This is a genomic window from Sorangium sp. So ce145 (genome assembly GCF_051525985.1).
GTDB lineage: Bacteria > Myxococcota_A > Polyangia > Polyangiales > Polyangiaceae > Sorangium > Sorangium cellulosum_B.
In genome coordinates, this window is the sequence record NZ_CP150315.1 from 7,614,504 (window position 1) to 7,636,201 (window position 21,698).

General features: G+C 69.5%; 17 protein-coding genes. 3 read left to right on the plus strand and 14 right to left on the minus strand.

The window, feature by feature from the left end; translation table 11 throughout:
• Positions 1–37: 37 nt before the first annotated feature.
• The 5 genes from WMF34_RS27995 to WMF34_RS28015 all read right to left on the minus strand — a co-directional run bounded on the left by WMF34_RS27995 (position 38) and on the right by WMF34_RS28015 (position 6,578).
• Positions 38–1,744: a DUF1592 domain-containing protein gene (locus WMF34_RS27995; RefSeq protein WP_437989699.1), complete on the minus strand. Its 1,707-nt coding sequence runs from the start codon at positions 1,742–1,744 to the stop codon at positions 38–40.
• 198 nt (positions 1,745–1,942) lie between these two features.
• The gene (locus WMF34_RS28000) at positions 1,943–3,637 is read right to left on the minus strand and encodes a DUF1592 domain-containing protein (RefSeq protein WP_437989700.1); all 1,695 of its coding nucleotides are present in this window, start codon (positions 3,635–3,637) and stop codon (positions 1,943–1,945) included.
• An 83-nt stretch (positions 3,638–3,720) separates the two neighbouring features.
• Positions 3,721–4,920: a hypothetical protein gene (locus WMF34_RS28005; protein WP_437989701.1), complete on the minus strand. Its 1,200-nt coding sequence runs from the start codon at positions 4,918–4,920 to the stop codon at positions 3,721–3,723.
• 158 nt (positions 4,921–5,078) lie between these two features.
• Positions 5,079–5,489, minus strand: a complete 411-nt coding sequence (locus WMF34_RS28010) for a hypothetical protein (protein ID WP_044969322.1) — start codon at positions 5,487–5,489, stop codon at positions 5,079–5,081.
• A 150-nt stretch (positions 5,490–5,639) separates the two neighbouring features.
• Entirely contained in the window at positions 5,640–6,578 is a 939-nt protein-coding gene (locus WMF34_RS28015; protein ID WP_012238056.1) for a LysR family transcriptional regulator, read from the minus strand.
• Between the two features lie 171 nt (positions 6,579–6,749).
• On the opposite strand from WMF34_RS28015, the gene WMF34_RS28020 reads away from it, so the two are divergent.
• Positions 6,750–7,193, plus strand: coding sequence for a DoxX family protein (locus tag WMF34_RS28020; RefSeq protein WP_437989702.1), 444 nt, complete (start codon positions 6,750–6,752; stop codon positions 7,191–7,193).
• Between the two features lie 39 nt (positions 7,194–7,232).
• Here WMF34_RS28020 and WMF34_RS28025 read toward each other — a convergent pair whose 3' ends face one another.
• Both WMF34_RS28025 and WMF34_RS28030 read right to left on the minus strand, forming a co-directional pair.
• A complete protein-coding gene (locus tag WMF34_RS28025; protein WP_437989703.1) occupies positions 7,233–9,656 on the minus strand; it encodes a substrate-binding domain-containing protein in 2,424 nt (807 codons plus the stop codon).
• A gap of 176 nt (positions 9,657–9,832) precedes the next feature.
• Positions 9,833–11,386: a hypothetical protein gene (locus WMF34_RS28030; protein WP_437989704.1), complete on the minus strand. Its 1,554-nt coding sequence runs from the start codon at positions 11,384–11,386 to the stop codon at positions 9,833–9,835.
• 1,015 nt (positions 11,387–12,401) lie between these two features.
• Between WMF34_RS28030 and xylA the strand changes: the two genes are divergently transcribed.
• Positions 12,402–13,733 carry a xylose isomerase gene (xylA, locus tag WMF34_RS28035; protein WP_012238060.1) on the plus strand — a complete coding sequence of 444 codons (1,332 nt, stop codon included), beginning with the start codon at positions 12,402–12,404 and terminating at the stop codon, positions 13,731–13,733.
• Here xylA and WMF34_RS28040 read toward each other — a convergent pair.
• The 5 genes from WMF34_RS28040 to WMF34_RS28060 form a co-directional block, all read right to left on the minus strand.
• Positions 13,714–14,442 carry a DUF2306 domain-containing protein gene (locus WMF34_RS28040; RefSeq protein ID WP_437989705.1) on the minus strand — a complete coding sequence of 243 codons (729 nt, stop codon included), beginning with the start codon at positions 14,440–14,442 and terminating at the stop codon, positions 13,714–13,716. The two genes, xylA and WMF34_RS28040, sit on opposite strands and share 20 nt — an antisense overlap.
• A 130-nt stretch (positions 14,443–14,572) precedes the next feature.
• A complete protein-coding gene (locus WMF34_RS28045) occupies positions 14,573–15,229 on the minus strand; it encodes a response regulator (protein ID WP_437989706.1) in 657 nt (218 codons plus the stop codon).
• Complete coding sequence (locus WMF34_RS28050; protein WP_437989707.1) at positions 15,226–16,383, minus strand: sensor histidine kinase; 1,158 nt, start codon at positions 16,381–16,383, stop codon at positions 15,226–15,228. Before WMF34_RS28050 ends, WMF34_RS28045 begins: the two co-directional genes overlap by 4 nt.
• Positions 16,384–16,426: 43 nt before the next feature.
• Positions 16,427–17,242 (minus strand): hypothetical protein, encoded by an 816-nt coding sequence (locus tag WMF34_RS28055; protein ID WP_437989708.1) that lies wholly within the window; start codon positions 17,240–17,242, stop codon positions 16,427–16,429.
• Between the two features lie 353 nt (positions 17,243–17,595).
• On the minus strand, positions 17,596–18,111 hold the full coding sequence (locus WMF34_RS28060) for a hypothetical protein (RefSeq protein WP_437989709.1): 516 nt from the start codon (positions 18,109–18,111) through the stop codon (positions 17,596–17,598).
• 250 nt (positions 18,112–18,361) lie between these two features.
• On the opposite strand from WMF34_RS28060, the gene WMF34_RS28065 reads away from it, so the two are divergent.
• The gene (locus WMF34_RS28065) at positions 18,362–19,432 is read left to right on the plus strand and encodes an FG-GAP repeat domain-containing protein (protein ID WP_437989710.1); all 1,071 of its coding nucleotides are present in this window, start codon (positions 18,362–18,364) and stop codon (positions 19,430–19,432) included.
• 123 nt (positions 19,433–19,555) lie between these two features.
• Here WMF34_RS28065 and WMF34_RS28070 read toward each other — a convergent pair whose 3' ends face one another.
• Together WMF34_RS28070 and WMF34_RS28075 are read right to left on the minus strand one after the other, a co-directional pair.
• On the minus strand, positions 19,556–19,807 hold the full coding sequence (locus WMF34_RS28070) for a hypothetical protein (protein WP_437989711.1): 252 nt from the start codon (positions 19,805–19,807) through the stop codon (positions 19,556–19,558).
• A 35-nt stretch (positions 19,808–19,842) separates the two neighbouring features.
• Entirely contained in the window at positions 19,843–20,958 is a 1,116-nt protein-coding gene (locus tag WMF34_RS28075) for a glucuronyl esterase domain-containing protein (protein WP_437989712.1), read from the minus strand.
• Positions 20,959–21,698: the final 740 nt, after the last annotated feature.

Below are 21,698 nucleotides of genomic sequence, written 5' to 3' on the forward strand. Positions count from 1 at the left end.
CGAGCGAACAGGCTCCTCGTCCTATCGTATTCCCGCCTCAGTTCCCGGTGACGCGCAGGCGGAAAGAGTCCGTTTGGGTGAGATCGGCGAGCAGATCGAGGAGGGTATAACCGTCGACAAGCAGGTTGACGCTGAGCCCCTGAACGTCACACGTGTCGCTCCCGTTCGGCTCCCGTCCAGTGGCAAAGGCGACCCACCGCTCGGCATAACGGCGCATGGCGGCCGGATCGGCGGCGAGCTCGTTCATCAGCTCGATGGGTGACGTGATCGTCTTGACGTTGTCAACGCCAAAGGTCACGTCAGCGGTCCCGTCGATGGGACCGCCGAGCGGATCGGTGGTCTGCACCTTGCCGACGGCGTCGTACCTCTCGAGCACGAAGCCCGGCGGGTTGATGTACGTGCCGTGGCATCCGGCGCACCGCGCCGAGGAGGTCATGGCTTCGATGGCCTCACGCTCCGTGGAGAACGGCCCCGGAGGTCGCGGCGCCTCGCTCGCGCCGGGCACGGGTGCCAGGTCGATCCCGAGCAGCCTGTTGGCGACGAACGCGCCCCGAAGGATCGGGTTCGTGGCGTCATAACGCGAGTAGGAGCTCAAGAACCCGACGCGGGTCAAGAACCCTGGCCGCTCGTTCGGATCGAGCTCCACCCGCGTCAGATCCGCGCCGTAATCCGCCGCATCGAGCCCATAGAGCGGAGCGGTGTCCTTGTTGACGTAACCGACGTTGCTCAGGAAGAGGTCCTTGAACGACCCCCCCTCGAACGCCACCTCCTCGAAGAGGGCGTCCATCTCTGCCATCATCGGAGCCACCACGTCCGGGGAGTAGTCGGGGAAGCGGGTCGTGTCGTGTTCTACCGCTCCCCAGCGCGACCCCGGGCGAATGTCCGCATAAGCACGATGGAATCGGGCCACGACCGGCGCCGTCTTCTCGCGGTCCTGGATCATCCGCTGCGCCTGCGCCAGGATCTGCTCCTTGGTGGCGAGCTGGCCAGCGTCGGCCGCGGCGTCCAGGATGTCATCTGGAATGGAATCCCAGAGAAGGACCGAGAGCCTCGCCGCCACCTCGTGGCTGGAGAGCTTGATCGCGCTTCCTTCGGGCTCCTGCGCCAGCTCAGGGCGCATGATGAACGAGGGCGAAGCGAGGAAGGCAAAGAGGATGGCCTCGGCGATCTCGTCGGGCGTGCCCTGGGGCTCCACGGCGGTGAGCCGCAGGAAGCTCTGCACCTCTTCTTCGAGCAGAGGACGGCGGAAAGCCTTGCGACCAAAGGCGACAATCGTGTCCTCCAGGCACCTGGACGCCGCCGGATCGCAGGCGAGGAACCTCTGCTTGTTCGGCCCGCCCAGCACCTCGGCGGCGAGGTGCTCGGCGGCCGCGAGATAGCCGTTCCATGCGGGCTCTGTCATGTCCCCGTCGAAGTCGGGGACGAGGAGCGCGGACGGCGGGAGGTTGCCGGCGCTCTCCAGCGTCGTCACGCCGAGCAGATCCCGCACCACCGCGTCGTACTGCCGGTTGAGCAAGCGCGGGATCTGGGACGTCACCGGGATGCCGGGCACGCAGGAATCCCCCCCTCCGACGCCCGATCCCCCCCCGACGCCGGCGGTGGTGCCGCTACCGCTACCGCTACCGCTACCGCTCTGATCGTCGCGGTCGGTGCCCTTGCCCAGGATCGTGATCCCGCACCCAGGGGCGACGAGCGAGAGCGCCGCGAAGCAGCAGAGCGAGGATACGGCGCGCCAGAGCCTCATGACAAAGCCTCCCGGCATACAATCCCCGGAGGGCTTCCCCGCGATCACAATTTCGTCGCGCACGTCGGCCCGGCGCCCGCGTCGATGCGGTCGGTACATGCGGCCAGCGTGGGGCCTGCTCGGCCGCGCTTCGAGGGAGCGCCGCGTCACGCCGAGCGCCGCGCCCCACCGCTGCCCGGGTCATGGCGTATTCCCTCCTCAGTTTCCGCGGACGCGCAGGCGGAACGAATCTGTCTGGGTAAGATCGGCGAGCAGGTCGAGAATGGTGTAACCATCGACAGACAGCTTGGCGTCGAGCTCATCGACGTCGCAGACGTCGTTCGTGTTCGGCTGCCGCCCGGTGGCGAAGGTGACCCACCGCTCGGCATAGTGATGCTTGGCCGCCCGAGCAACGGCGAGCTCGTTCATCAACTCGAGCGGTGTCTCGATCGTCTCGGTGATGTCCATGCCGAAGCGGACGTCGGCGGTTCCATCGATGGGGCCGCCGAGCGGATCGGTGGTCTGCACCTTGCCGACGGCGTCGTACCTCTCGAGCACGAAGCCCGGCGGATTGATGTAAGGGACGTGGCACCCGGCGCACGCCGCCGGGGAGGTCAGCGCCTCGACGCGCTGGCGTTGCGTCGTGTATTCGCTCGGAGGGGGCAACGGCTCCACGGCAGGCGGGGGCACCAGGCTGATCCCGAGCAGCCGCGAGATGAACGCGCCCCGGAGGATCGGGCTCGTGGCAGCGTAGGACGAGTAGGAGCTCAAGAACCCGACGCGGGTCAAGAACCCCGGCCGCTCGGCCGGGTCGAGCTCCACCCGCGTCAGCTCCGCGCCGAAATTCGCTGGATCGAGCCCATAGAGCGCCGCGGTGTCCTCGTTGACGAACGCGACGTTGCTCAGGAAGAGGTCCTCGAAGGACCCTCCTTCGAACGCCACCTCCTCGAAGAGGGCGTCCATCTCCGCCATCATGGGAGCGACCGCGTCCGGGGAATAGTCGGGGTACAGGGTCGTGTCGTGATCGTGGATTCCCCAGTGCGAGCTCTTTCGAATCTCCGCATAATCACGGTGGAAGGCGACCACGACCGGCGCCGTCTTCTCGCGGATCCGGATCATCCGCTGCGCCTGCGCCAGGATCTGCTCCCTGGTGGCGAGCTGGCCAGCGTCGGCCGCGGCGTTCAGGATGTCATCTGGAACGGAGTCCCAGAGCAGGAACGAGAGCCTCGCCGCCACTTCGTAGCTGGAGAGCTTGACGGCGCTTCCCTCCGGCTCCTCCGCCAGCTCGGGGCGCAGGATGAACGAGGGCGAGGCGAGGAAGGTGAAGAGGATGGCCTCGGCGATCTCGTCGGGCGTGCCCTGGGGCTCCACCGCAGTGAGCCGCAGGAAGCTCTGCACCTCTTCCTCGAGCAGAGGACGACGGAAGGCCTTGCGACCGAAGTCGATGATCGTCTCTTCGAGGCACCCGGACGCCGCCGGATCGCAGCGGACGAACCTGGACCTGTTCGGCCCGGCGATCACCTCGGCGGCGATCTGCTCGGCGACCGCGAGGTAGGCATTCCATGCGACCCCCGTCATGTCCCCCTCGAAGTCGGGGGCGAGCAGCGTCGACGGCGGGCCGTCGCCGGCGCTCGCCAGCGCCGTCACGCCCAGCAGATCCCGCACCGCCGCGTCGTACTCCCGGTTGAGCAGGCGCGGGATCTGGGACGTCGCCGGGACGCCGGGGAAACAGGGATCCCCCCCGCCGCTGCCTGGGCCCTCCCCGACGCTGACCGTGGTTCCGTGGCCAACGCCGCCGCCGTCTCCACCGCTGCCGCCGGTGTCGTCACCCACGATCGTGATCTCGCAGCCAGCGACGATGAGCGAGAGCACCGCGAAGAAGCCGAGTGAAGGTACGGCTTTCAAAGGTCTCATGGCAAAGCCTCCCGCCGTAGCAATCTCCGAGTCTCTCCCCCGGGATCACAATTTCGTCGCGCGTCGCTCCCTGCGGCCGGTGCTCAGAGCGAGAGGCCGGCGCCGACGCGGAGCGTCCACGTGACCGCGGGCACCTCGTGGATGAGCTGCGCGGGGCGCTCGAACATGAACGATCGCCGCACCAGCGGAAATTCCGGTCCACCTTGCGCGTCGATCCGCACGAGGGACCCGAGCGAGGCGGTCACGCGCGCGAGGAGCCCGAGGCTGGCCCAGGGGACGGTGCCCTCGTCCACGTCGGAGATCGCCTCGCCGACCAGCCCGGTGCCGTGAAGGAAGCCGCCCTCCGCGCCCACGCACGGCCCGAGCGAGAGCCGGCGTGCCGGGCGGAAGAGGTCCGCGCAGGCGTCGACGCGGCCGATCCCGCGCAGGAAGAGGGCGCCGCCCGGCCCGGCGTCGACCGCGCCGGTGGCGGCCACCTCGGCAGCGACGCGGAACGCCGCGCCGAGGCCCAGATCGGCGCGCAGCTCGACGAAGGGCCCCCCGCCGAGCAGCGCCTCGGGGGCGACCCCGGAGGCCGCGCTCCCCTGGAGGCCGAGCGTCCACGGGCGCTCCACGGGCCGTCGCGGCCGCGGAGGGAGCGAGGCCCCCGGCGACGGCGGGCGGCTCGGCGCGGTCGCGGGGCGCGCGGCCGGCGCCGGTGGGGCCGGCGAGGCGGCGGGCGGCTGCGGCGAGGTCCCCGCGCCCGGCGCTGCGCCGCTACCGGCCCCGGCCAGCTGCGCAGGAGCGGCGGGATCCGCGGCGGGCGGCAGGGCCGCGACGGGATCCTCGGCCGGCGCTGGCGCCCCGCCGGCATCCCGAGCCTCGCCAGCCTCCGGCGCCTCGGACGAGCGCAACCCGACGGCCGGCGGTTGCGGATCGAGAGACGCGGTGGGGTCGACCCGGAGGGCCGTGATGAGCGCCAGGGCCGCGACCACCTCGCCGCACGTCGCGCCGCCGACCTCGCGGACGCGCGCGTCCTCGCCTTTGCCGAGCGTGATCCGGCCGCGGCTCCTGCCCGCGCTCGAGGTGATGCGCACGCGCACGTCGAGCGCCGCTTCGTCCGCCGCGGCGGCGCGGGCGAGGTCCGTGCGCGCGGTCACCTCGCGCAGGAACGCCCCGGCGCCGGGACAGCCGTCGTGCGCCTCGTACGCGATGCGCAGGCGCTGGACCTCCGCCCAGGCGTCACCCCCTGTCAGGGCGCCGGCGAGCACGACGACGGCTGCGAGCCAGCGCGGGTGGAGCACGGCACTCTCGAACGCACGCACGGCGCGGGAGGGTACACCGAGCCATCGTCCGCGGCGGCATTGCGATCATCGCCGTGCGCTTCTCGGGCTCGATCCCACCCATAGAGCCCCTGAGCGCCCCCGCCGAGGCGGGGCGCGCGGCCGCCCCCTGACCGCGGTCAGCGGCGGCGCGACGGCGGCGCTTCGGCGAGGTAGGTGAGCAGCTCGCTTTCGTCGTCGCTGATCAGCCGGTCGACGCCGTCCTCGCGGTTATGGCGCCGGACCTGCAGCGCCCCGGCGGGGGTCTGCACCAGGACGGCAATGCGCTCGAAGCCGCGCACCGAGGCCGTCCGCAGCCGCAGCGTCGCCTCTTCGAACTTCGGATCGTTTCGCCCCGGGGCCGCGCGGATATCGAGGAGCAGCGACATCGCCGTCCGATCCACCGGGGCGAGCGCCGCGGTGACCTCCCGACACTTCTGCTCGATCTGCTCGATGGAATCGAATGGCTCCGCGGACCGCGTGATCCTCACGAGCTTCGCCGCGTGATCTATGCCAACGACGAAGTGCGCGTTGCGCAGGACCTCCCTCATGAACACCGCGCCCATTGTAGCGCGCGGCGCGAGCGCCCGCGCCGCGCGGGTCCGCCGCAGCGCTTGGCGGCCGTGGGCCGCCTCACCAGCTGACGAGCGGAGCGCCCTGAGCCAGGCGGCCGTTGTCGAGCGGACCAGGCGCGCGCCGCCCTAGCACGCGAGCCGCTTCACCCAGGCAAGGACGAAGTCGCGGAACACCGCCACGTTCCGCGGCACGTGCCGCGCGCTCGGATAGACGAGGTACAGCGTCCCTGCGCGCTGCGACCACTCCGGCAGCACGTGGACGAGGCGGCCGCTCGCCAGCTCGGGCGCGGCGAGGACGCGCGGGAGCGGCCCGATACCGCCCCCCGCCCGGAGCAGCGAGCGGATGAGCTGGAAGTCGTCGGTCGCGATGCGCCCGGTCGCCATCGCGTCGCGCACCGCGCGCGGGCCGTCGACGGGCTGCTGTCCGCGCCGGGCGTCGGGGAGGAACACCACCCGCTCGTGGTCGGCGAGCTCCTCGAACGCGCGGGGCAGGCCGCGGCGCGCGAGGTACGCCGGCGCAGCGAAGAGCTGCACGTAGGAGTCGAGCAGCTTGCGCACGACAAGCGAGGAGTCCGGGAGCTCGCGCGTCGCCCGGAGCGCCACGTCGAAGCCCTCGCGCAAGAGGTCCACCCGGCGCGTGGACATGTCGACCTCGAGCGACAGCAGCGGGTAACGCGCCCCGAACTCGACGAGCATCTCTCCGAGGAAAGACTCCCCACCATCCGGGGGAGCGCTCAGCCGTATCGTGCCCTGGGGCTGCCCTTGATAGGCGTCGAGCGCCTGCGCCGCGTCGCGGAGACCGGCGATGTGCGGCGCCACGTCGCCGAAGAAGCGACGGCCCGCCTCGGTCAGCGCCACGGCGCGCGGCGACCGCTGGAGGAGACGCACCTGGAGGCCGTCCTCGAGCCGCGTCACCGCGCGGCTCACCGTCGACTTCGGGACGCCGAGCTGCTCCGCCGCGGCGGTGAACGACCCGAGCTCCGCCACCCTGGCGAACGCGGCGATCTCATCGAGCTGAGGCGCCCGGGCAGGGCGCGCTCGGGCCGCCGCGCGGGGGCTGGGCATGGTAGGACCTCACGAGGGGTGGACGGCGCCGATCGGGGGCTCTCGCCAGGTTGCGCCAGCGCAACGTTGAGTTGAGCCGTTGCACGATAGCACCGGGCGCCGCGAGGGCGCATCAGGAAAGGCGTGGGCGCTCCGATCGGGAGAGCCCGCCACACCTCAGCGAGGCTCATCATGAACAACGTCAAGCGTTTCGCCCCCACCGCCGCCCGCATCCTGCAAGGGCTCGTGTTCTTCGTGTTCGGGCTCAACGGCTTCTTGCAGTTCCTGCCGCAGCCCCCGGCCCCGGAGGCCGCGGCCAGCTTCGCGGGCGCGCTCGCGGCGACGGGGTACATGTTCCCGCTCATCAAGGGCACCGAGGTCGTCGCAGGCGCGCTGTTGCTCTCGAACCGCTACGTGCCCCTCGCGCTCGCGCTCCTCGCGCCCATCATCGTGAACATCGTCGCCTTCCACACGTTCCTCGCGCCGGCGAACCCGGTCACAGGGCTCGTCCTCGCCCTCGAGCTCTACCTCGCCTTCGCGTACCGCGCCGCGTTCCGCCCGATGCTCGCCGCGCGCGTCGACGCGAGCGCCGGCGCGGAGCAGAGCAAGCTCCGGCCTGTCGAGAGCGCGGCTTGAGCCGTCCGTTCGCGCCGGCCTGATCGGCGGCCGCCGCCGTCAGCGCTTATACAGGATGCGGCCGCCGGTCTTCGCCAGGGCGTACCGGAAGCCGCGCGCCAGGTCGACGTGCGTGACCATCGCGCCGACGTCCAGGCCCTGGGCGACCATCATCTGCGCCGCCCCCGCGGTCACGCCGACGAGCACCGCCTCCGCGCCGAGCAGCGCCGCCGCCTGCGCCGCCCGGACGAGCTGGTTCGCCGCCGTGGCGTCGACCACCCCCATCCCCGTCACGTCGATCAGCACCACCTGCGCGTCGTGCTCGTGGATCTCCTTCAGCAGCGACGCGATGAAGCGGCTCGAGCGCTGGGCATCCATCGTGCCCACCACGGGCATGACCAGGATTCCATCGGCGATCGGCACCACGGGGCTCGACAGCTCATGGATCGTCCGGAGCATCGACTCCTGGAGCTGGTTGGCCCGCTCCAGCTCGGCGGTCCGCTCGGAGATCCGGCTGAACAGCCGGGCGTTCTCGATGGCCACGGCCGCGGTGCCCGCCACGCGCTCGAGGAACGGCACGTCGTCGCTCCCGCAGGCGTCCTCACGCTCGCTGCTCAGGACGAGGACGCCGACCACGCTGCCCCGCGCCCGCAGCGGCACCCCGACGAGCGTCCGCGCGCCGGCGTGCCCGCGGAGGAGCGAGGCGTCCTCGCGCCCGTCGTGCCCGGCCGGATCGATCACGAGCGGGCGGCCTGTATCGAGCACCCGGCCGACCAGCGAGCGCGGCGAGAAGGACACGCGCTCCTCGACGACGGGCTCCCTGCGCGCCGCCACGCCGATCAACAGCACCTCGATCGGCCGGCCGGCGGCGTCGCCCTCGACGCGCCGGCTCGCGACGCGGCGGGCCGCGTCGAGCGCGAGGTGATCGCTGAGCGTCGTGGACCACGGCGTGTGCTCGAGGGTGACGCAATCGACGCCTGTGTGGATGATGCGCGAGGCCGGCAGCTCCGCGAGCGTCGGCTCGACGCCCCGGGTGATCATCCGGTGGACGATCTCGGCGGCGCGATACCCCATGTCGTACTCGCGCTGCACGATCGTCGCGTGGATCGCGCCCCGGCGGAGCAGCGCGACCGTCGCGGAGAAGAGATCGAACGCGACGATCTTGAGCTCTCCGTCCCTGCCGATCTCCCTCGCGGCGCGGCCCCATGCCGGCCCGCCGCCGGCCGCCACCCCGAAGGCGCCGGCGATGTCCGGCCGCCGCTGGAGGGCCGCCCGCGCGAGCTCCGTCCCGAGCTCCAGATCGTGGTCGCTGTCCTCGTGGGGGGGCAGCACGGTGAACTCGGCCCCTTCCATCGCCGCGCAGGACCCCTCGATGCGCTCGCGCGTGTTGATCGCGTCCTTCGTGGGCCGCTGCGACGCCACGACCCCGCCGCTCGGCAGCAGCCGCCGCATCATCTCGCCCGCCAGCCTGCCCGCCGCCACGTTGTCCGTGCCGATATAAAGAGGGGCCCGGCTGCCCGGCACCGGCGGCGTGTCGACGACGATCACCGGGATCCCCGCCTCCGCCGCGCGCCGGAACCCTTCCTCCGCCTCCTCGGGGGCGCCCGGAGCGATGATGATGCCGTCCACACCCCGCCGGATGCCGTCCTCGAGGATCTCGCGCTGGCCCCCCGGGCCGGTGGGGGGCCCGAGGCGGAAATCCACGGAGATGCCGAGGCCGCGCGCGGCGTCGACCGCCCCGTCGCGCAGGGTGTGGAAGTACGTCATGGGGGCCGACCGCCCTGCCCGGAACACGCGGGCGTCCAGCTCGCCCGAAGCGGCCACGGCGCCCTCTCCGCCGCCGGCGTCCTCGACGAGCCACAGCTCCACCGAGGCCCATTGCTGGTCGATCTGCACGCCCTTGATGCCGTGGGCGAGCGTGTCCAGCAGGTGGTCCGGCTCCACCGTGGTGCCCACCGCGTTCAGCACCTGCTCGAGCAGGCGAATCTCCTGTGCCAATCTCGCCTTCTCGTCATAGAGCCTGCGCCGCTCCAGCGCGGCCCCGGCGGCGTCCAGGAGCACCTCGAGCATCGCGCGGCGCTCGCCCTGCGGAGGCTCGAGGGTCGCCTGCTCCAGCGCGAGGTAGCCCGCCGGCGCTCCCCGGACGACGACGGGCGCGACGAGCACCCCCGCGCCGGCGGGCACCGCGCCCTCCGCCGCGATCGCGAGAGGCAGGTGCGCTTCATACCACGCGTGTGCGCCGACAACGCACATCCCGCTCGCCGCCTCGGGCGCCGCGCGCGGGCCGCTCGCGGTGGCGAGGCCCGCTTCGGTCGGGAGGTTCACCCCCTGCCGAGCGAACGTGTCGAACCCTTCGAGCGCCCTGTAGACGAGGCGGTGCCCTTCGCAGAGGAGCAGGCTGCCGCGCGGCGCGCGCGGCGCGATCGCCATGGCCCGTCGCACGATCTGCTGCAATGTCGCGAAGAGATCCACTCCATGGCGCATACGGGTCCCGCTCGATCCGCCGTCACGACGCGCGACGCGGTGGCCCAGAAGGCGCGATGAACCACAGTTCTGTCAAGGTCGATTTGCCCATCTCCCCAGGTGTGTAGGCCGGCTCGCGGCCCGCCGTCCACGGTCGAGGTCGCCGGGGAGGTGACGAGTCGTCCGCGCGGCGCGCGCTACTCGCAGGGCAGGATGCGCAGCACCTGGATCGTGGTGTTCGAGCTGCCGGGCGCGGCGAAGGCCACGCTCCCGTCGGGAAACGCGACGAAGTCCTGATAACGATTGCCGAGCACGTCGACCTCCAGCGGCTCGCCCTCGGCCTCGCCGGTGGCGCGATCGCGCGTCTGGAGGAACAGCGCGCGCGCCGCGTCGTTGCGTGCGATATCGCCGGCCCTCGTCGTGGTCTCCCAGGCCGCGAGCATGCGGGAGCGGCCGTAGGCGGCCAGGTGCGGAGCGCGGTGGTTCATGCCCGCGTCGCTGGCGATCGTGAGGTCCTTGTCCGGGGCGCCGTCGGTGAAGTGGAGCAGCCGGACCTCCGCGAGCCCGTTCGCGCCCGCCGGCTGGCCCGAGCGGATATTGCTCGTCGTGAGCCAGTAGCCGCCGCCGGCCGCCGTGACGAGGTTCCCAAGGTTCGAGTAGGCGAGATCGACCGGATAGATGGTCTTGTAACTCGGCGCGAACGCGATGCGGTTGTTGTTGTCGGTCTTGCACACCGTCACGAACTTCCGGGCGCTGTCGTCCCAGAGGATGCGCTCGTAGCCGCTATGGCTGCAACCCCAGTCGAAGCCGTCCCTCTGCAGCGCGCCGTTCGCGTCGACGACCTTCATGCGATCGCCCTGGTGGATGTTGATGCACCCGCCTTGCGAGACGCTGATCGCGGCGCCGAAATAGCCTGCATAACGCGAGCCGTCGAAGGCGATGCGGCCGTGGTGCGCGTACCACCAGATCATGGTCACGTCGGGCCCGGTGGGGCCGGTCGAGTAGGGCGGCAGCGCGGCGCTCGAGCTCGTGAGCTTCGTCGCCCAGGTCTCGCGCTCGCCGTCGAAGCGGACCATGTACATGTCGTGACAGGCGATCGGAGGGGACGGCGGCGTTCCGCACAGGTTCGAGGGTGTGCCGCAATTCAGCGTCCCGCCTCCCTCCGCATCGCGGGTGAGCAGCAGCACGCCGCCGTCGTCATCCGCGTAGAGATCGGCGAAGTCGTTCGCCGGCAATCCGAACGAGCGCCCCACGGCCTTGTCATCGGCGTCGAGCTCGAGCACGTGGACCTGTCCGTCGTCGCTCATCCATGCCAGGCGCGACCCGCCGGACGGTATGGGCGAGATGACGAGCGGCTTCAGCGCGGCCTCATCCTCGTTGTTGATCACGCGGCCCCCGACGTCGACCTGGGTGATGCGGATGCGGTCGCGGGTGACGCCGCACGCGCCTGGGCCCGGATCCCCGCCCGCCCCGCCGCCGCTCGCGCTCGACGCCCCTCCCCCGCTCCCGCTCGACGCTCCTCCCCCGCTCCCGCTCGACGCGCCTCCCCCGCTCCCGCTCGACGCTCCTCCACCGCTCGCGCTCGACGCTCCTCCCCCGCTCCCGCTCGACGCTCCTCCCCCGCTCCCGCTCGATGCGCCTCCCCCGCTCGCGCTCGATGCGCCTCCGCCGCTGCTCGACACCTCACCGCCCGACTCGCCAGCGCAGCCCGGGGGCAAGGTGATAAGAACCAAAGACCAGATGACTCGCATGGTTCGTCTCGACATCTCGTCACGCTACCGCGCGAGCCGGCCGCTCATGGGGCGGAATCTCCGCTAGGCGGGTGAGGAACGCGCCGCGGCCCTCAGCGTCCTGTGCGGAGATCTCGCCGGCCAGGACACCACGCCAGCACCCTGGACCAGAACAGCCATCGATGGAGGACATCCCCTCACCGACCGCCGCGCGAGGAGTCCCAGGCTCCTCCCGCAGGCCCTCGGTGAGGGGGCCCGGCGGCTCGGCAAGGCCTCCTGCGCCACCCGAGGCGCCCCTGGGCAACGCGCTTGCGGCGCCGACCGTCGCTCGCGATCCGCCGCGATGGCCGCAGTCTCGCCCGCTCCAGACCACCGACCGCCCCCCGTCACGCCGGTCCTGACGAGCGTTGACACGCACACGTTGACCTGGTAGGTGAGCGAAGCGTCCGTGCGAACGCGGCTGGCGGTAGCCCATGCGGGCGAGTCCTTGCCTCGCGAAGCGACGGACGCGCAGGGCTTGGCCCCTCCCGGGCGCCGCCCACGTCGAAGTTCCGCCGCCATGCGCTTGAATGCCATGTCGCTGTAAGACACCGCCGCCGTGGACCGGCCCGCTCAACACGGCCGGCGTCGCAGGGGGCGGCAGCACGAGCGCCTTGACGGATCCAGCGAGGGCAGCGCAGGCAACCTCGGTGAGGTCTCGCGGCTCGTCCGTGCGGGGGAGGTTGACGCGGCACAGCTAGCCAGAGTCAGCGGTGCGACGCGCCGGAGACCTACCCTAGCCTCCGACCCGGCACCATGTTATTGCAAGCCCGCCGATTCCGCCACGCGCGCAATTGATGCGCGCCGGTGGTTCACCTGACTTGAGGAGCGCCGGAGCCACAACAAACGCAACATGCCTGGAAGCCCAGCGCGGGCGTGGAGATGCGCCTCCACCCTGGCCCGGAGACCAGAGCCCTGGGGCTTACCCCGCGGACACCGTTGTCGAAAGCGCCCTCTGAACTAAGGCACACGCAAACCACGAGCTGGAGATCCGTTTATGACCGTTGTCACTGGCGACAGAGAGTACTTCCCGGGTGTTGGCAAGATCCCCTACGAGGGGCCTGAGTCCGACAACCCCCTCGCCTTCAAGTGGTACGACGCCAACCGCGTCGTCGCCGGCAAGGCCATGAAGGATCACTTCAAGTTTGCCGTGTGTTACTGGCACACGTTCTGCGGGCGCGGGCACGATCCGTTCGGCCCGGGGACGATCTACTTCCCCTGGGACGAGGGCAAGGACGCGCTGGCCCGCGCTCGCATGAAGATGGACGCGAACTTCGAGTTCATCACCAAGCTGGGCGCGACGCACTACTGTTTCCACGACATCGACCTCGTGGAGGAGGGCGAGAACCGCGCCGAGACGTCGCGTCGCCTCCAGAGCATCGTCGAGTACGCCAAGCAGAAGCAGGCGCAGTCGGGCGTCAAGCTGCTGTGGGGCACGGCGAACCTGTTCTCCAACCCGCGGTACATGAACGGCGCCTCCACGAACCCGGATTTCTCCGTGCTGGCCTACGCCGGCGCCCAGCTCAAGGACGCCCTCGACGCGACCATCGCGTTGAACGGTGAGAACTACGTGTTCTGGGGCGGCCGCGAAGGGTACATGAGCCTGCTGAACACGGACATGAAGCGCGAGAAGGCGCACTTCGCTCGCTTCTTGACCATGGCCCGCGACTACGCGCGCTCGCGCGGCTTCAAGGGTGTCTTCTTCATCGAGCCCAAGCCCATGGAGCCCTCCAAGCACCAGTACGACTTCGACGCCGAGACCGTGATCGGGTTCCTGCGCGAGCACGGCCTGGACAAGGACTTCAAGCTCAACCTCGAGACGAACCACGCGACGCTCGCCGGCCACACCATGGACCACGAGATGCAGGTGGCCGCGGACAACGGCATGCTCGGCAGCATCGACGCCAACCGGGGCGACTACCAGAACGCGTGGGACACCGATCAGTTCCCCTACAACATCAACGAGACGGTCGAGATGATGCTCATCCTGCTCCGCAGCGGTGGGTTCCAGGGCGGCGGCGTCAACTTCGACGCGAAGCGCCGCCGCAACTCGACCGACCTCGTCGACACCTTCCACGGGCACATCGGCGGCATGGATGTGTTCGCCCGCTCGCTCCTCATCGCCGATGACCTGATCCGCAAGTCGCCGCTCGAGGCGATGCGCAAGGCGCGTTACGCGTCCTTCGACGGCGGCAAGGGCGCCGAGTTCGAGCAGGGCAAGCTGACGCTCGAGCAGCTGGCCGAGATCGGCAACGCTGGTGGTGAGATCAAGCTCACGAGCGGTCAGCAAGAGCTGTACGAAAACATCGTCAATCGCTGGATCCGATAAGTCGAGCGATCGAGGGAACGACAGCCGGGCGCCGTTGGGCGCTCGGCTGTTTTTCTTTCCGAAGAGATGTAGCTCTCCTCTGGATGATCCACTCCGCGACGGCGACGTTGATCACCCAGCCGGCGCCCATCAGGACCGCTCTGACGCCCTCGCCCGGCGCGCCGAAGAGCAGCACCCACGGCATGTGGGTCAGCACCTGAGTCCCCGCGCCCAGGCCGATCGCGTAGCCGCGCAGCATCCACGCGCCGTGGCGGACGAAGTCGCGCCGCGAGATGGCGACAAGGCCGAGCACGAGCGACATGAACATGGCAGAGCCGAACAGCACCCGGAGAACGGCGAGGGCGTCGCCGTCCCCCCGGGGGAGCTCGTAAGACGCCTGCATCCACAGACCCGAGGCAGCAGCGACGAGCCCCGACGGGGCCACGGCCCACCCCGCCGCGCGATGCCAGCGAGGCTTGCGGCGGCGAAAGCCCGAGGAGAACTGGAACGCCCCCAGGACCGAGAATACGCTGACGCTGAGAATGTGCAGCACGATGGGCACGGGCGCAGCGAAGAAGCGGGCGTTGTCCGGGGTGACCTTGGCGCCGACGCTCAGCTCGGCCAGGCGGAAGGCGCCGGCCACCACGGGGACCGCGCTGAGGCCGAGCAGAAGCGCGGGTACGAGCCAGTCTCGCTTCGCCGAGGGGGTCGTGGTGCTCTCGTTCGTCATGCCGCCAAGCTAGGGACGGCCCTCGTTGCCTCGCAATTGGCGCAAATGGCGGATCCGGGTCGGCCGATTGCCCGATGGGCCGATCGTACTTTCGGCCAGGTGCGCCGCCACCTGGTCCCGGGCCGACGGGTCAGTCGCGGACGCGACCGGTCTCGTACGCCCAGATGGCGATCTCGACCCGGTTGCGCGCGCCGAGCTTGGTCATGAGGCTGGCGACGTGCGCCTTGACGGTGCTCAGGCTGATGTGGAGCTCGTCGGCGATCTCGGCGTTGGTTCGACCGCGGGCCACGATGAGGAGGACCTCCTCCTCGCGGGCGGTGAGGGCCTCCCCGGGCTGTGCTCGTGGCGGCTGGGGGCGAGAGGCCACGAACGAGGAGAGCAGGCGGGCGGTGACACGCGGCGCGATCAAGGCGTCGCCGCTCGCGGCGGCGCGGATGGCCTGCGCGAGCAGCTCGGGACCAGCGTCTTTCAGCAAGAAGCCGCGGGCGCCGGCCTTGAGGGCGCCAACTACGTAGTCGTCATGATCGAAGGTGGTGATCACCACGACCGCCAGAGGGCGGTCGACGGTCGGGCCGGCGAGCCGTCGGGTAGCTTCGATGCCGTCGATCCCGGGCATGCGGATGTCGAACAGGCACACGTCGGGACGGAGGGCGAGCGCCAGCTCGACGGCCTTGTTTCCGTCGTCGGCGACGCCCACGACCTCGATGTCAGGCTGGGCGTCGAGGAGGATGGTGAGCCCGGTGCGGACGATCTCCTGATCGTCGGCGACGATGACGCGAATGCTCATGTTGTCCGTCCATTCCGAGGCAGCACGGCCGTCACCGTCCAGCCGCGCCGTGGGCCCGGGCCCGCGTGGCACGTACCGCCGAGCAGCGTCGCTCGTTCGATCATGCCGACCAACCCGTATCCCGCCGACGTGGAATGGCCGGCGTGGGCCCCCTGGCCGTCGTCGGTGACCCGCAAGCGCACGGACGTCTCGTCGGCCGTGACCTCCACGTCGATCCGGGTCGCGTGGCGAGCGTGCCGGCGAGCGTTGGTGATCGCCTCCTGCGCGAGGCGAAAGATCGCGGCGGAGACCGACGATGGCAGGTCATCGAAGCTCCCGGTCAACTTCACCTCGACGGGAGCCCCTGTGGCGGACGCGCCCGCGAGCCGTCCGAGGTCGGCGACCCGCGGGCTCGGCGCGAGCTCGGCCGACTCGCCGCGACGCAGGAGCCGGACCATCGCGCGCATCTCGCCGAGGGCGCGAGACGCCTCGTCCGCGATCACGCGGAGCGCGTCGACGGGAGCCTCGGGGCGCGCCGACGCGGCGACCAGGCCAGCCTGCGCGCGGATCGCGATCGCCGATACATGGTGGGCCACGGTGTCGTGCAGGTCGCGGGCGATCCGCTCTCGCTCGGCCAGCTTGGCTTCATCGAGCTCTCGCAGGCGCACGCCATCCCGGTAGCGCACGGCCGCGCCGAGCGCCATCGTGGAGAGCAGGACGGCGTAGCCCCCGATGACATCGCCGGTCCTGGCATGAGAGCGGATCATGTCGAGCGCCGCCGAGGCCACCATGATCGGCAGCCCGATCATCGCTTCACGCCCCGTACCCCACCGGAACAACGAATAGGGCAGCAGCACCATGTAGACCATCGCGTAGAGCCCCGGCGATGCGCTGCCGGTCGCCATCACGGCGAGCTGTATCGCCATGAGGACGCCGAACGCGATCACGACCATCTGCAGCGGCCTGGTCCTCCGCCAGAGCAGCGTCGGCAAGAGCCCGATGCAAAGGACCAGCGAAGCGATCCGCCACGGCAGGTCGCGCCGGATCGCGACCTCGAGGCACCCGAGCGCGGCGAAGGCGGCCACGAGCACCCAGTCCATCCGGACGCGTCGAGGGGGGTGCGGTGCTCGTGGCTCGGACCACACGGATCGAAGGAACTCGCGCACCTGCCTCATGACGATGGCTCACATTCTCGGCTCGGCCACGGCTCGACGCGCGTTACAAGCAGCGCCCCTGCCCGCAGACGAGCCTGCATTCACAGCCGGTCTCCTGGAGGCCCCCGGAGATGTTCATGCTGGTGATGCCGGCCGCCGTCAGGTTGGCTTCGATCCTCTCGAGAGCGCACGCCGGAACCTTGAAGTCGTCGGTGATCTGTACGTCCTCGCCCACGCTGCGCAAGGCATCGAGCCGCAGCGTCGCGAGCTCCGGGTTTCGATGGATCCAGAGCCGCTCGTCGACGGCCTCGAGCTTGCGAAAATCGGCTTCCAGCAGCTCGAACGCCAGGTAGATCCACAACGTTCCGCGAACGCGCGCCAGGTTCGGCATGCGGATCGCCTTGATCTGCGCCGTGACCAGCTCCCCGCTCGAGGCACCGCCCTCGGCCCGGATACCGCCGACCTCGAGCAAGCTGGGCAAGTCGAGCGTCCCGGCGAAGTCGGACCTGACCGAGATCATGCCGTTGATCGCAGAGTAAGCGCGCGCCGCGAGGGCGTCCGCGTCCGACGCGATGAGCAGATCGCCTTGATAGACGCTGCCTTCGAGCGCCTCCGGGCCGCTCTCGCAATCTGCAGCGCCGCCTTCTCCGGAACCCCCAGCGCCCCCGGTGGAAGCCCCCGACGTCGCGCCAGGGTCCGTGTCTCGGCCCGAGCCGCCCTCCCCCGCCCCGCCGCCACCGCTGCCTCCGCTCAGACCTCCCGACGAGCCGCCGGAGGTCCCGCTCGTTGGGCCGCCCGAGCCCACCGTGACCGTGTCGCCCGCGCTGGCGCTGTGCCCATCGCCCGAACCGCACGCGACGAACGACGAGACCGCGGTCATCAACGTCAGCCGGCCGAGCCACAACCGGACCGACCCCCGGGCTCTCCCGCCTTGGCCGGAAGTTCCGGCGGCTGAATTCATGACGCTCATGGGAGAGAAGGAAATCCAAACGCTTCGAGAACGTCAAGCCCCGGGAGAGAGCCTCCGGGCTGGCTCGTGACCCCAACCAGTCTCGGAGCAGGTACGGGATGAGGAGCACGACGAGCGCGGGCAGCGCGCTCCCGTCCCCGTACGTGTCGCCCCGCGTGATCATCCAGATCGTCGTCAGCGCGCAGGCGAGCCACGCGAGCCCGAGCACGGCGGCGAGGTCCGCGTCGGTCCGGGGTTCATCTCCCGAAGTCGGCGGGTCGTCTTCAGCATGCACCCTGAAGGGCGTGGAGAGAGAGGCGAACGGCGATTTCATGCTGCGCTCCGTGGATGCCCGCCAGCCGGCGATGGCAACAATGTAACCCTCGCCATGTCAAGATCTCCTCAGGACGCAATTGCCCCGCGTAAAGACCGCATCGATGACACCGCCTGGGCGACGCAGGCGCGTCGCGGACGTCCCGGCCAACCACGACTACGGCGGCGAGGTGACCGCGGAGGATTGCGACCGGATCCTCGGGCGGATCACCGCGCTCCATGCGCGGGTGCTGGGCGCTGCAGCCGCGACGGTGAATCACGAGCGCGCCGACGCCCTGCGCCGCTTCGCCGTGCCCCTCGAGAAGACCTTTTACGGGTTCGAGCCCGATTTCTTCCAGCAGAACCTCGTCCGCATCGTCGACGACGTGATCAGCCAGTTCAAGGGCTCGCTCGAGCTGTGGCCGACGCTCGTCGAGATCTGCTACCTCCAGAAGAGCCGCGCCGGACTGCCGCAGTCGCTTCACCATGTTGCTTGCACACCGCGATCGTGGCTCGGGTGGCGTTGCCGGCCGCCTTGCACCATCTTTTCTGATATCGATGCAACGCACCGCTCGGCGCGAGTGGTCGCAGGTGAGAGATGTTCGCGCGGCCACGGCGACGCACAGTACGCGCACAGGAGCGACGGCGTCATCTTTGCGCGTCGGCTATTCCGGCAAACATGGACCGCTTGGAGCCAGTGCACGAACGCAAAAGGAAGGCGGGGGCACGAGACTCGTCATGGTGGCCAATCTCATGGGTACAATCTCTGTACTATGTGCCATGTGGGCCTGCGCGTTTGGCGCCGAGCGCGAAGCAAGTGGTCCTCATTTCGAAGGCCAGAGCCCGTCGCCCGGCGTGGCGGTACCGCGGTCGGACGGCAACGGGTGGAAGACCATCTACCCAGCCGACTTCAATAACGACGGCATGGTGGACGTGCTCTGGCAGCGCACCCGCCACAACTTGATGGCCGTGTGGCTGATGAACGGCAGCCAGCTCCTTGCACCGGGGCCGGTCATCTCCGGACCGATAGGTGATGGGTGGGCGGCGATTTCGGCTGGTGATTTCAACCAGGACCACATGGCGGACGTGTTCTGGTACAACAGCCCACAGAACCTGGTTGCCATATGGCTGATGAACGGCAGCCAGCTCCTTGCGCCGGGGCCGGTCATCCCCGGACCGATCGGAGACGGGTGGGTGGCTGTAACGAGCGCCGCCGACTTCAACGCCGACGGAATGAATGACGTGGTCTTGAACAATCCCCGCCAGAACCTGATGACCGTGTGGCTGATGAACGGCAGCCAGCTCCTTGCGCCGGGGCCGGTCATCCCCGGACCGATCGGAGACGGATGGACCGCCTCTTCCACGGCCGACTTCAACGCCGACGGTATGGCGGACGTGCTGTGGAACAATGCCCGACGGAACCTGATGGCGGTATGGCTGATGAACGGCGCGCAGCTGCTCGCGCCGGGGCCGAACATCCCCGGACCGAACGGAGACGGGTGGGTCACCATCACGGCGTTCGACTTCAACGTCGACGGTATGGCGGACGTGCTGTGGCATAACGCCGGACAGAACCTGATGGCCGTGTGGCTGATGGACGGCAGCCAGCTGCTTGCGCCCGGTCCGAACATCCCCGGACCCATCGGCGCTGGGTGGGTGCCCGCGCAGGGCGCTGCTGATTTCAACTTCGATGGCACGGCAGACGTGCTGTGGAACAACGCCGCACAGAACCTGATGGCGGTGTGGCTGATGGACGGCAGCCAGCTGCTTGCGCCCGGTCCGAACATCCCCGGACCGTTCGAGAACTAGCGTTTGAGTTGCGACGTACCGCTGGGAGGCTCCTGCCCACCTGCTCACGTTGGCGGAGGGGCGCGGCCCGCTCCAGGGCCAGGAGATCACCGAGATCGAGATCATCGCCGTTCGACCAGGGGACTACAAGGTCTCCGGGCCAAATTTCGCCTCGAACACCGGCGCCATCATCGCGAGCGGGGATACCGTCGAGCGGGAGGAGCCCGCTCCGGAGAACGAGCGCAACTCGCGGGACGAGCTCGAGGGCTGGATGGAGAAATACTTCTGGATGTCCCCGCGCGGCGTCTGCAACACGCTCAGCAGCTGCAAGCGCATCGAGAACGGCGGCGGGTCGTTCACGTGCAGCGCGGAAATCACGCCGAATGGGGGGGGCAAGGCCAGAATGGCGCTTATACCCCCCAAGGGCACCGCTACTGCAGCACTGTATCCATATCCCAGTCAACCCACATGTCTTCCCATTCGCTGACCGGCTGCTGAACGCCATTGTCCAGGATGCCCATCACGTCCGTGTTCGCGCTGGTATTGCCTTCGAACGCTCGCTTGAACATCTCGCCTGCAAGGGCAGTCTGAGAGCTCGAGGCGCCGCAGTGGTTTGCGCTGTACATCTGAAAGCCCATGCGCTCTGGAACGCCGAGCGCCTTCCACACCGGCTTTGCCGCCCATGCGGAGAGCGCCTCACAGGTCCCGCCCAGGTGGCACCATGAGTTCCTGCCGTTGGCATTCGTGAAGTGCACCAGATGCCGCGGCGCGATGGTCGCCAGGAGCATATGCGTATCGAAGGGGAGGTTGTACACCTTCGAGGGGTCGCTTCGGAGCCAGCGGGCCGCGCTGGTCACCCAGGGTCCGCAGATACCGTTGTCCTCGAGGTTGTCGATGCTCTGAGGCTTGGCATCCGAGCACTGCCAGACAGAACCACCTTCACCGTGCCTGAACCACTCCGCCTGGCGCAGGTTGGCTACACCACCACCGCCGGACTCCACGATGACAACCACCGGTGCACGACTGAAGACACCCGCCAGGTAAGCGCCCTTTCCACACCCGGAGCACCCCGACACCATCACCTTCGTGGGATCGTGTCCGCTGCCCGGGTTCTGCTCCAGCACGTCCATCACCCGGTCAATCATCCACCCGTTGGCGATGTTGGTGTTGACCTCGGACAGGCCGAAAAGATTTCGTATCTTGCCTTCGAAGCCGCTTCCAAACGACAGCGTTTTATGGCCTGACGGGAAGATCCCACCCGACAACTTGAGGGCGATCACGCTGCCGGATCCGCTGATGCTCGCCGAGAAGGTCTCTGTCTTTCCACCTGCCTTGGCGGTGATTGAGACGGTACCTCCGGATACGGTTCCGGTCACCTCATCCGGCTCGGGGGGGACCGGACCGTAAAGGTACTTGGCCGCCATCGCCAGGATCTCCTTGCGGCGGCACTCCCACTGCTCCTTGGTCGTGACCTTCGTTCCGTTGAAGAACGTAAACGGATCCGGGAGTTTCCGGTTGACCTCGGTCAGACCGCTCGGCTCGGGCAACGTGGGCAGGACACACGTGAATTCGCCGCCGCCAGTCCCGCTGGTCGCGCTGGCCTCGCCAGTCCCGCTGGTCGCGCCAGCCGGGGAGCCGCCCGTGCCGGCTCCGCTCGTCGCAGCAGCGCCGCCGCCCGTACTGGCGCCTCCGCTGGTCGTGGAAGCACCGCTGGTCGCGGGGCCTGCGCCCGTGGTGACCCCCCCGCTCCCGCTCGGTGTCCCGCCGCCCGAGCCCGAAGCATCTCCCCCGGCGCCGCCGGATCCTACTTCTGAAGCGCAGCCAGGGAAGTTCAAGAGGGCGAGGACGGGGATCGCGAGAGCGGTTATTTTGCGCGAGGCACGAGAACGGACAGACATGAAGGCCTCCATGTTTCGAGTGCAGTGGCGGAATGCGACACGCGGTCCCTGACACGCAGTACGTGACACGCGGGCAAACCGCCGTATCTATAGCAGACGACAGGGAAGTTTTTGCGTTTTTCGCGTTGGTGACGATGCTTTCGTAACGTGTGCGAATTTGCGCGCTGACTATGCCAATGGCACGTGAACGAGAGGTTCCAGGGCGCGGCGCGAGTCGTTCGCCGTTTCGCCGTCAAGCCGAGGACCCGTACGGCGCCTCCGGTCCAGCCGGGTCCGGAGGGAAGAGCCTCGGAGCCGGTGGTCTCGGGGCTGTCGCTCGGACCGCACGCGACGAACAGGGGAGGAGGGCGGTTAGGGGGAGAGGTTGGGAGAAGGCTGGCCGGAACGAC

What these genes read in the sequence shown, in the direction of transcription:
- WMF34_RS28015 (WP_012238056.1), bottom strand. Translation starts at nt 6,578, where the DNA reads ATGCCCAGCCCCCGCGCGGCGGCCCGAGCGCGCCCTGCCCGGGCGCCT.
- WMF34_RS28000 (WP_437989700.1), bottom strand. Translation starts at nt 3,637, where the DNA reads ATGAGACCTTTGAAAGCCGTACCTTCACTCGGCTTCTTCGCGGTGCTC.
- WMF34_RS28025 (WP_437989703.1), bottom strand. Translation starts at nt 9,656, where the DNA reads ATGCGCCATGGAGTGGATCTCTTCGCGACATTGCAGCAGATCGTGCGA.
- WMF34_RS28040 (WP_437989705.1), bottom strand. Translation starts at nt 14,442, where the DNA reads ATGACGAACGAGAGCACCACGACCCCCTCGGCGAAGCGAGACTGGCTC.
- WMF34_RS28045 (WP_437989706.1), bottom strand. Translation starts at nt 15,229, where the DNA reads ATGAGCATTCGCGTCATCGTCGCCGACGATCAGGAGATCGTCCGCACC.
- WMF34_RS28055 (WP_437989708.1), bottom strand. Translation starts at nt 17,242, where the DNA reads ATGACCGCGGTCTCGTCGTTCGTCGCGTGCGGTTCGGGCGATGGGCAC.
- WMF34_RS28010 (WP_044969322.1), bottom strand. Translation starts at nt 5,489, where the DNA reads ATGAGGGAGGTCCTGCGCAACGCGCACTTCGTCGTTGGCATAGATCAC.
- WMF34_RS28050 (WP_437989707.1), bottom strand. Translation starts at nt 16,383, where the DNA reads ATGAGGCAGGTGCGCGAGTTCCTTCGATCCGTGTGGTCCGAGCCACGA.
- WMF34_RS28060 (WP_437989709.1), bottom strand. Translation starts at nt 18,111, where the DNA reads ATGGTGAAGCGACTGCGGCAGTCCGGCGCGGCTCTTCTGGAGGTAGCA.
- xylA (WP_012238060.1), top strand. Translation starts at nt 12,402, where the DNA reads ATGACCGTTGTCACTGGCGACAGAGAGTACTTCCCGGGTGTTGGCAAG.
- WMF34_RS28065 (WP_437989710.1), top strand. Translation starts at nt 18,362, where the DNA reads ATGGTGGCCAATCTCATGGGTACAATCTCTGTACTATGTGCCATGTGG.
- WMF34_RS28020 (WP_437989702.1), top strand. Translation starts at nt 6,750, where the DNA reads ATGAACAACGTCAAGCGTTTCGCCCCCACCGCCGCCCGCATCCTGCAA.
- WMF34_RS27995 (WP_437989699.1), bottom strand. Translation starts at nt 1,744, where the DNA reads ATGAGGCTCTGGCGCGCCGTATCCTCGCTCTGCTGCTTCGCGGCGCTC.
- WMF34_RS28030 (WP_437989704.1), bottom strand. Translation starts at nt 11,386, where the DNA reads ATGCGAGTCATCTGGTCTTTGGTTCTTATCACCTTGCCCCCGGGCTGC.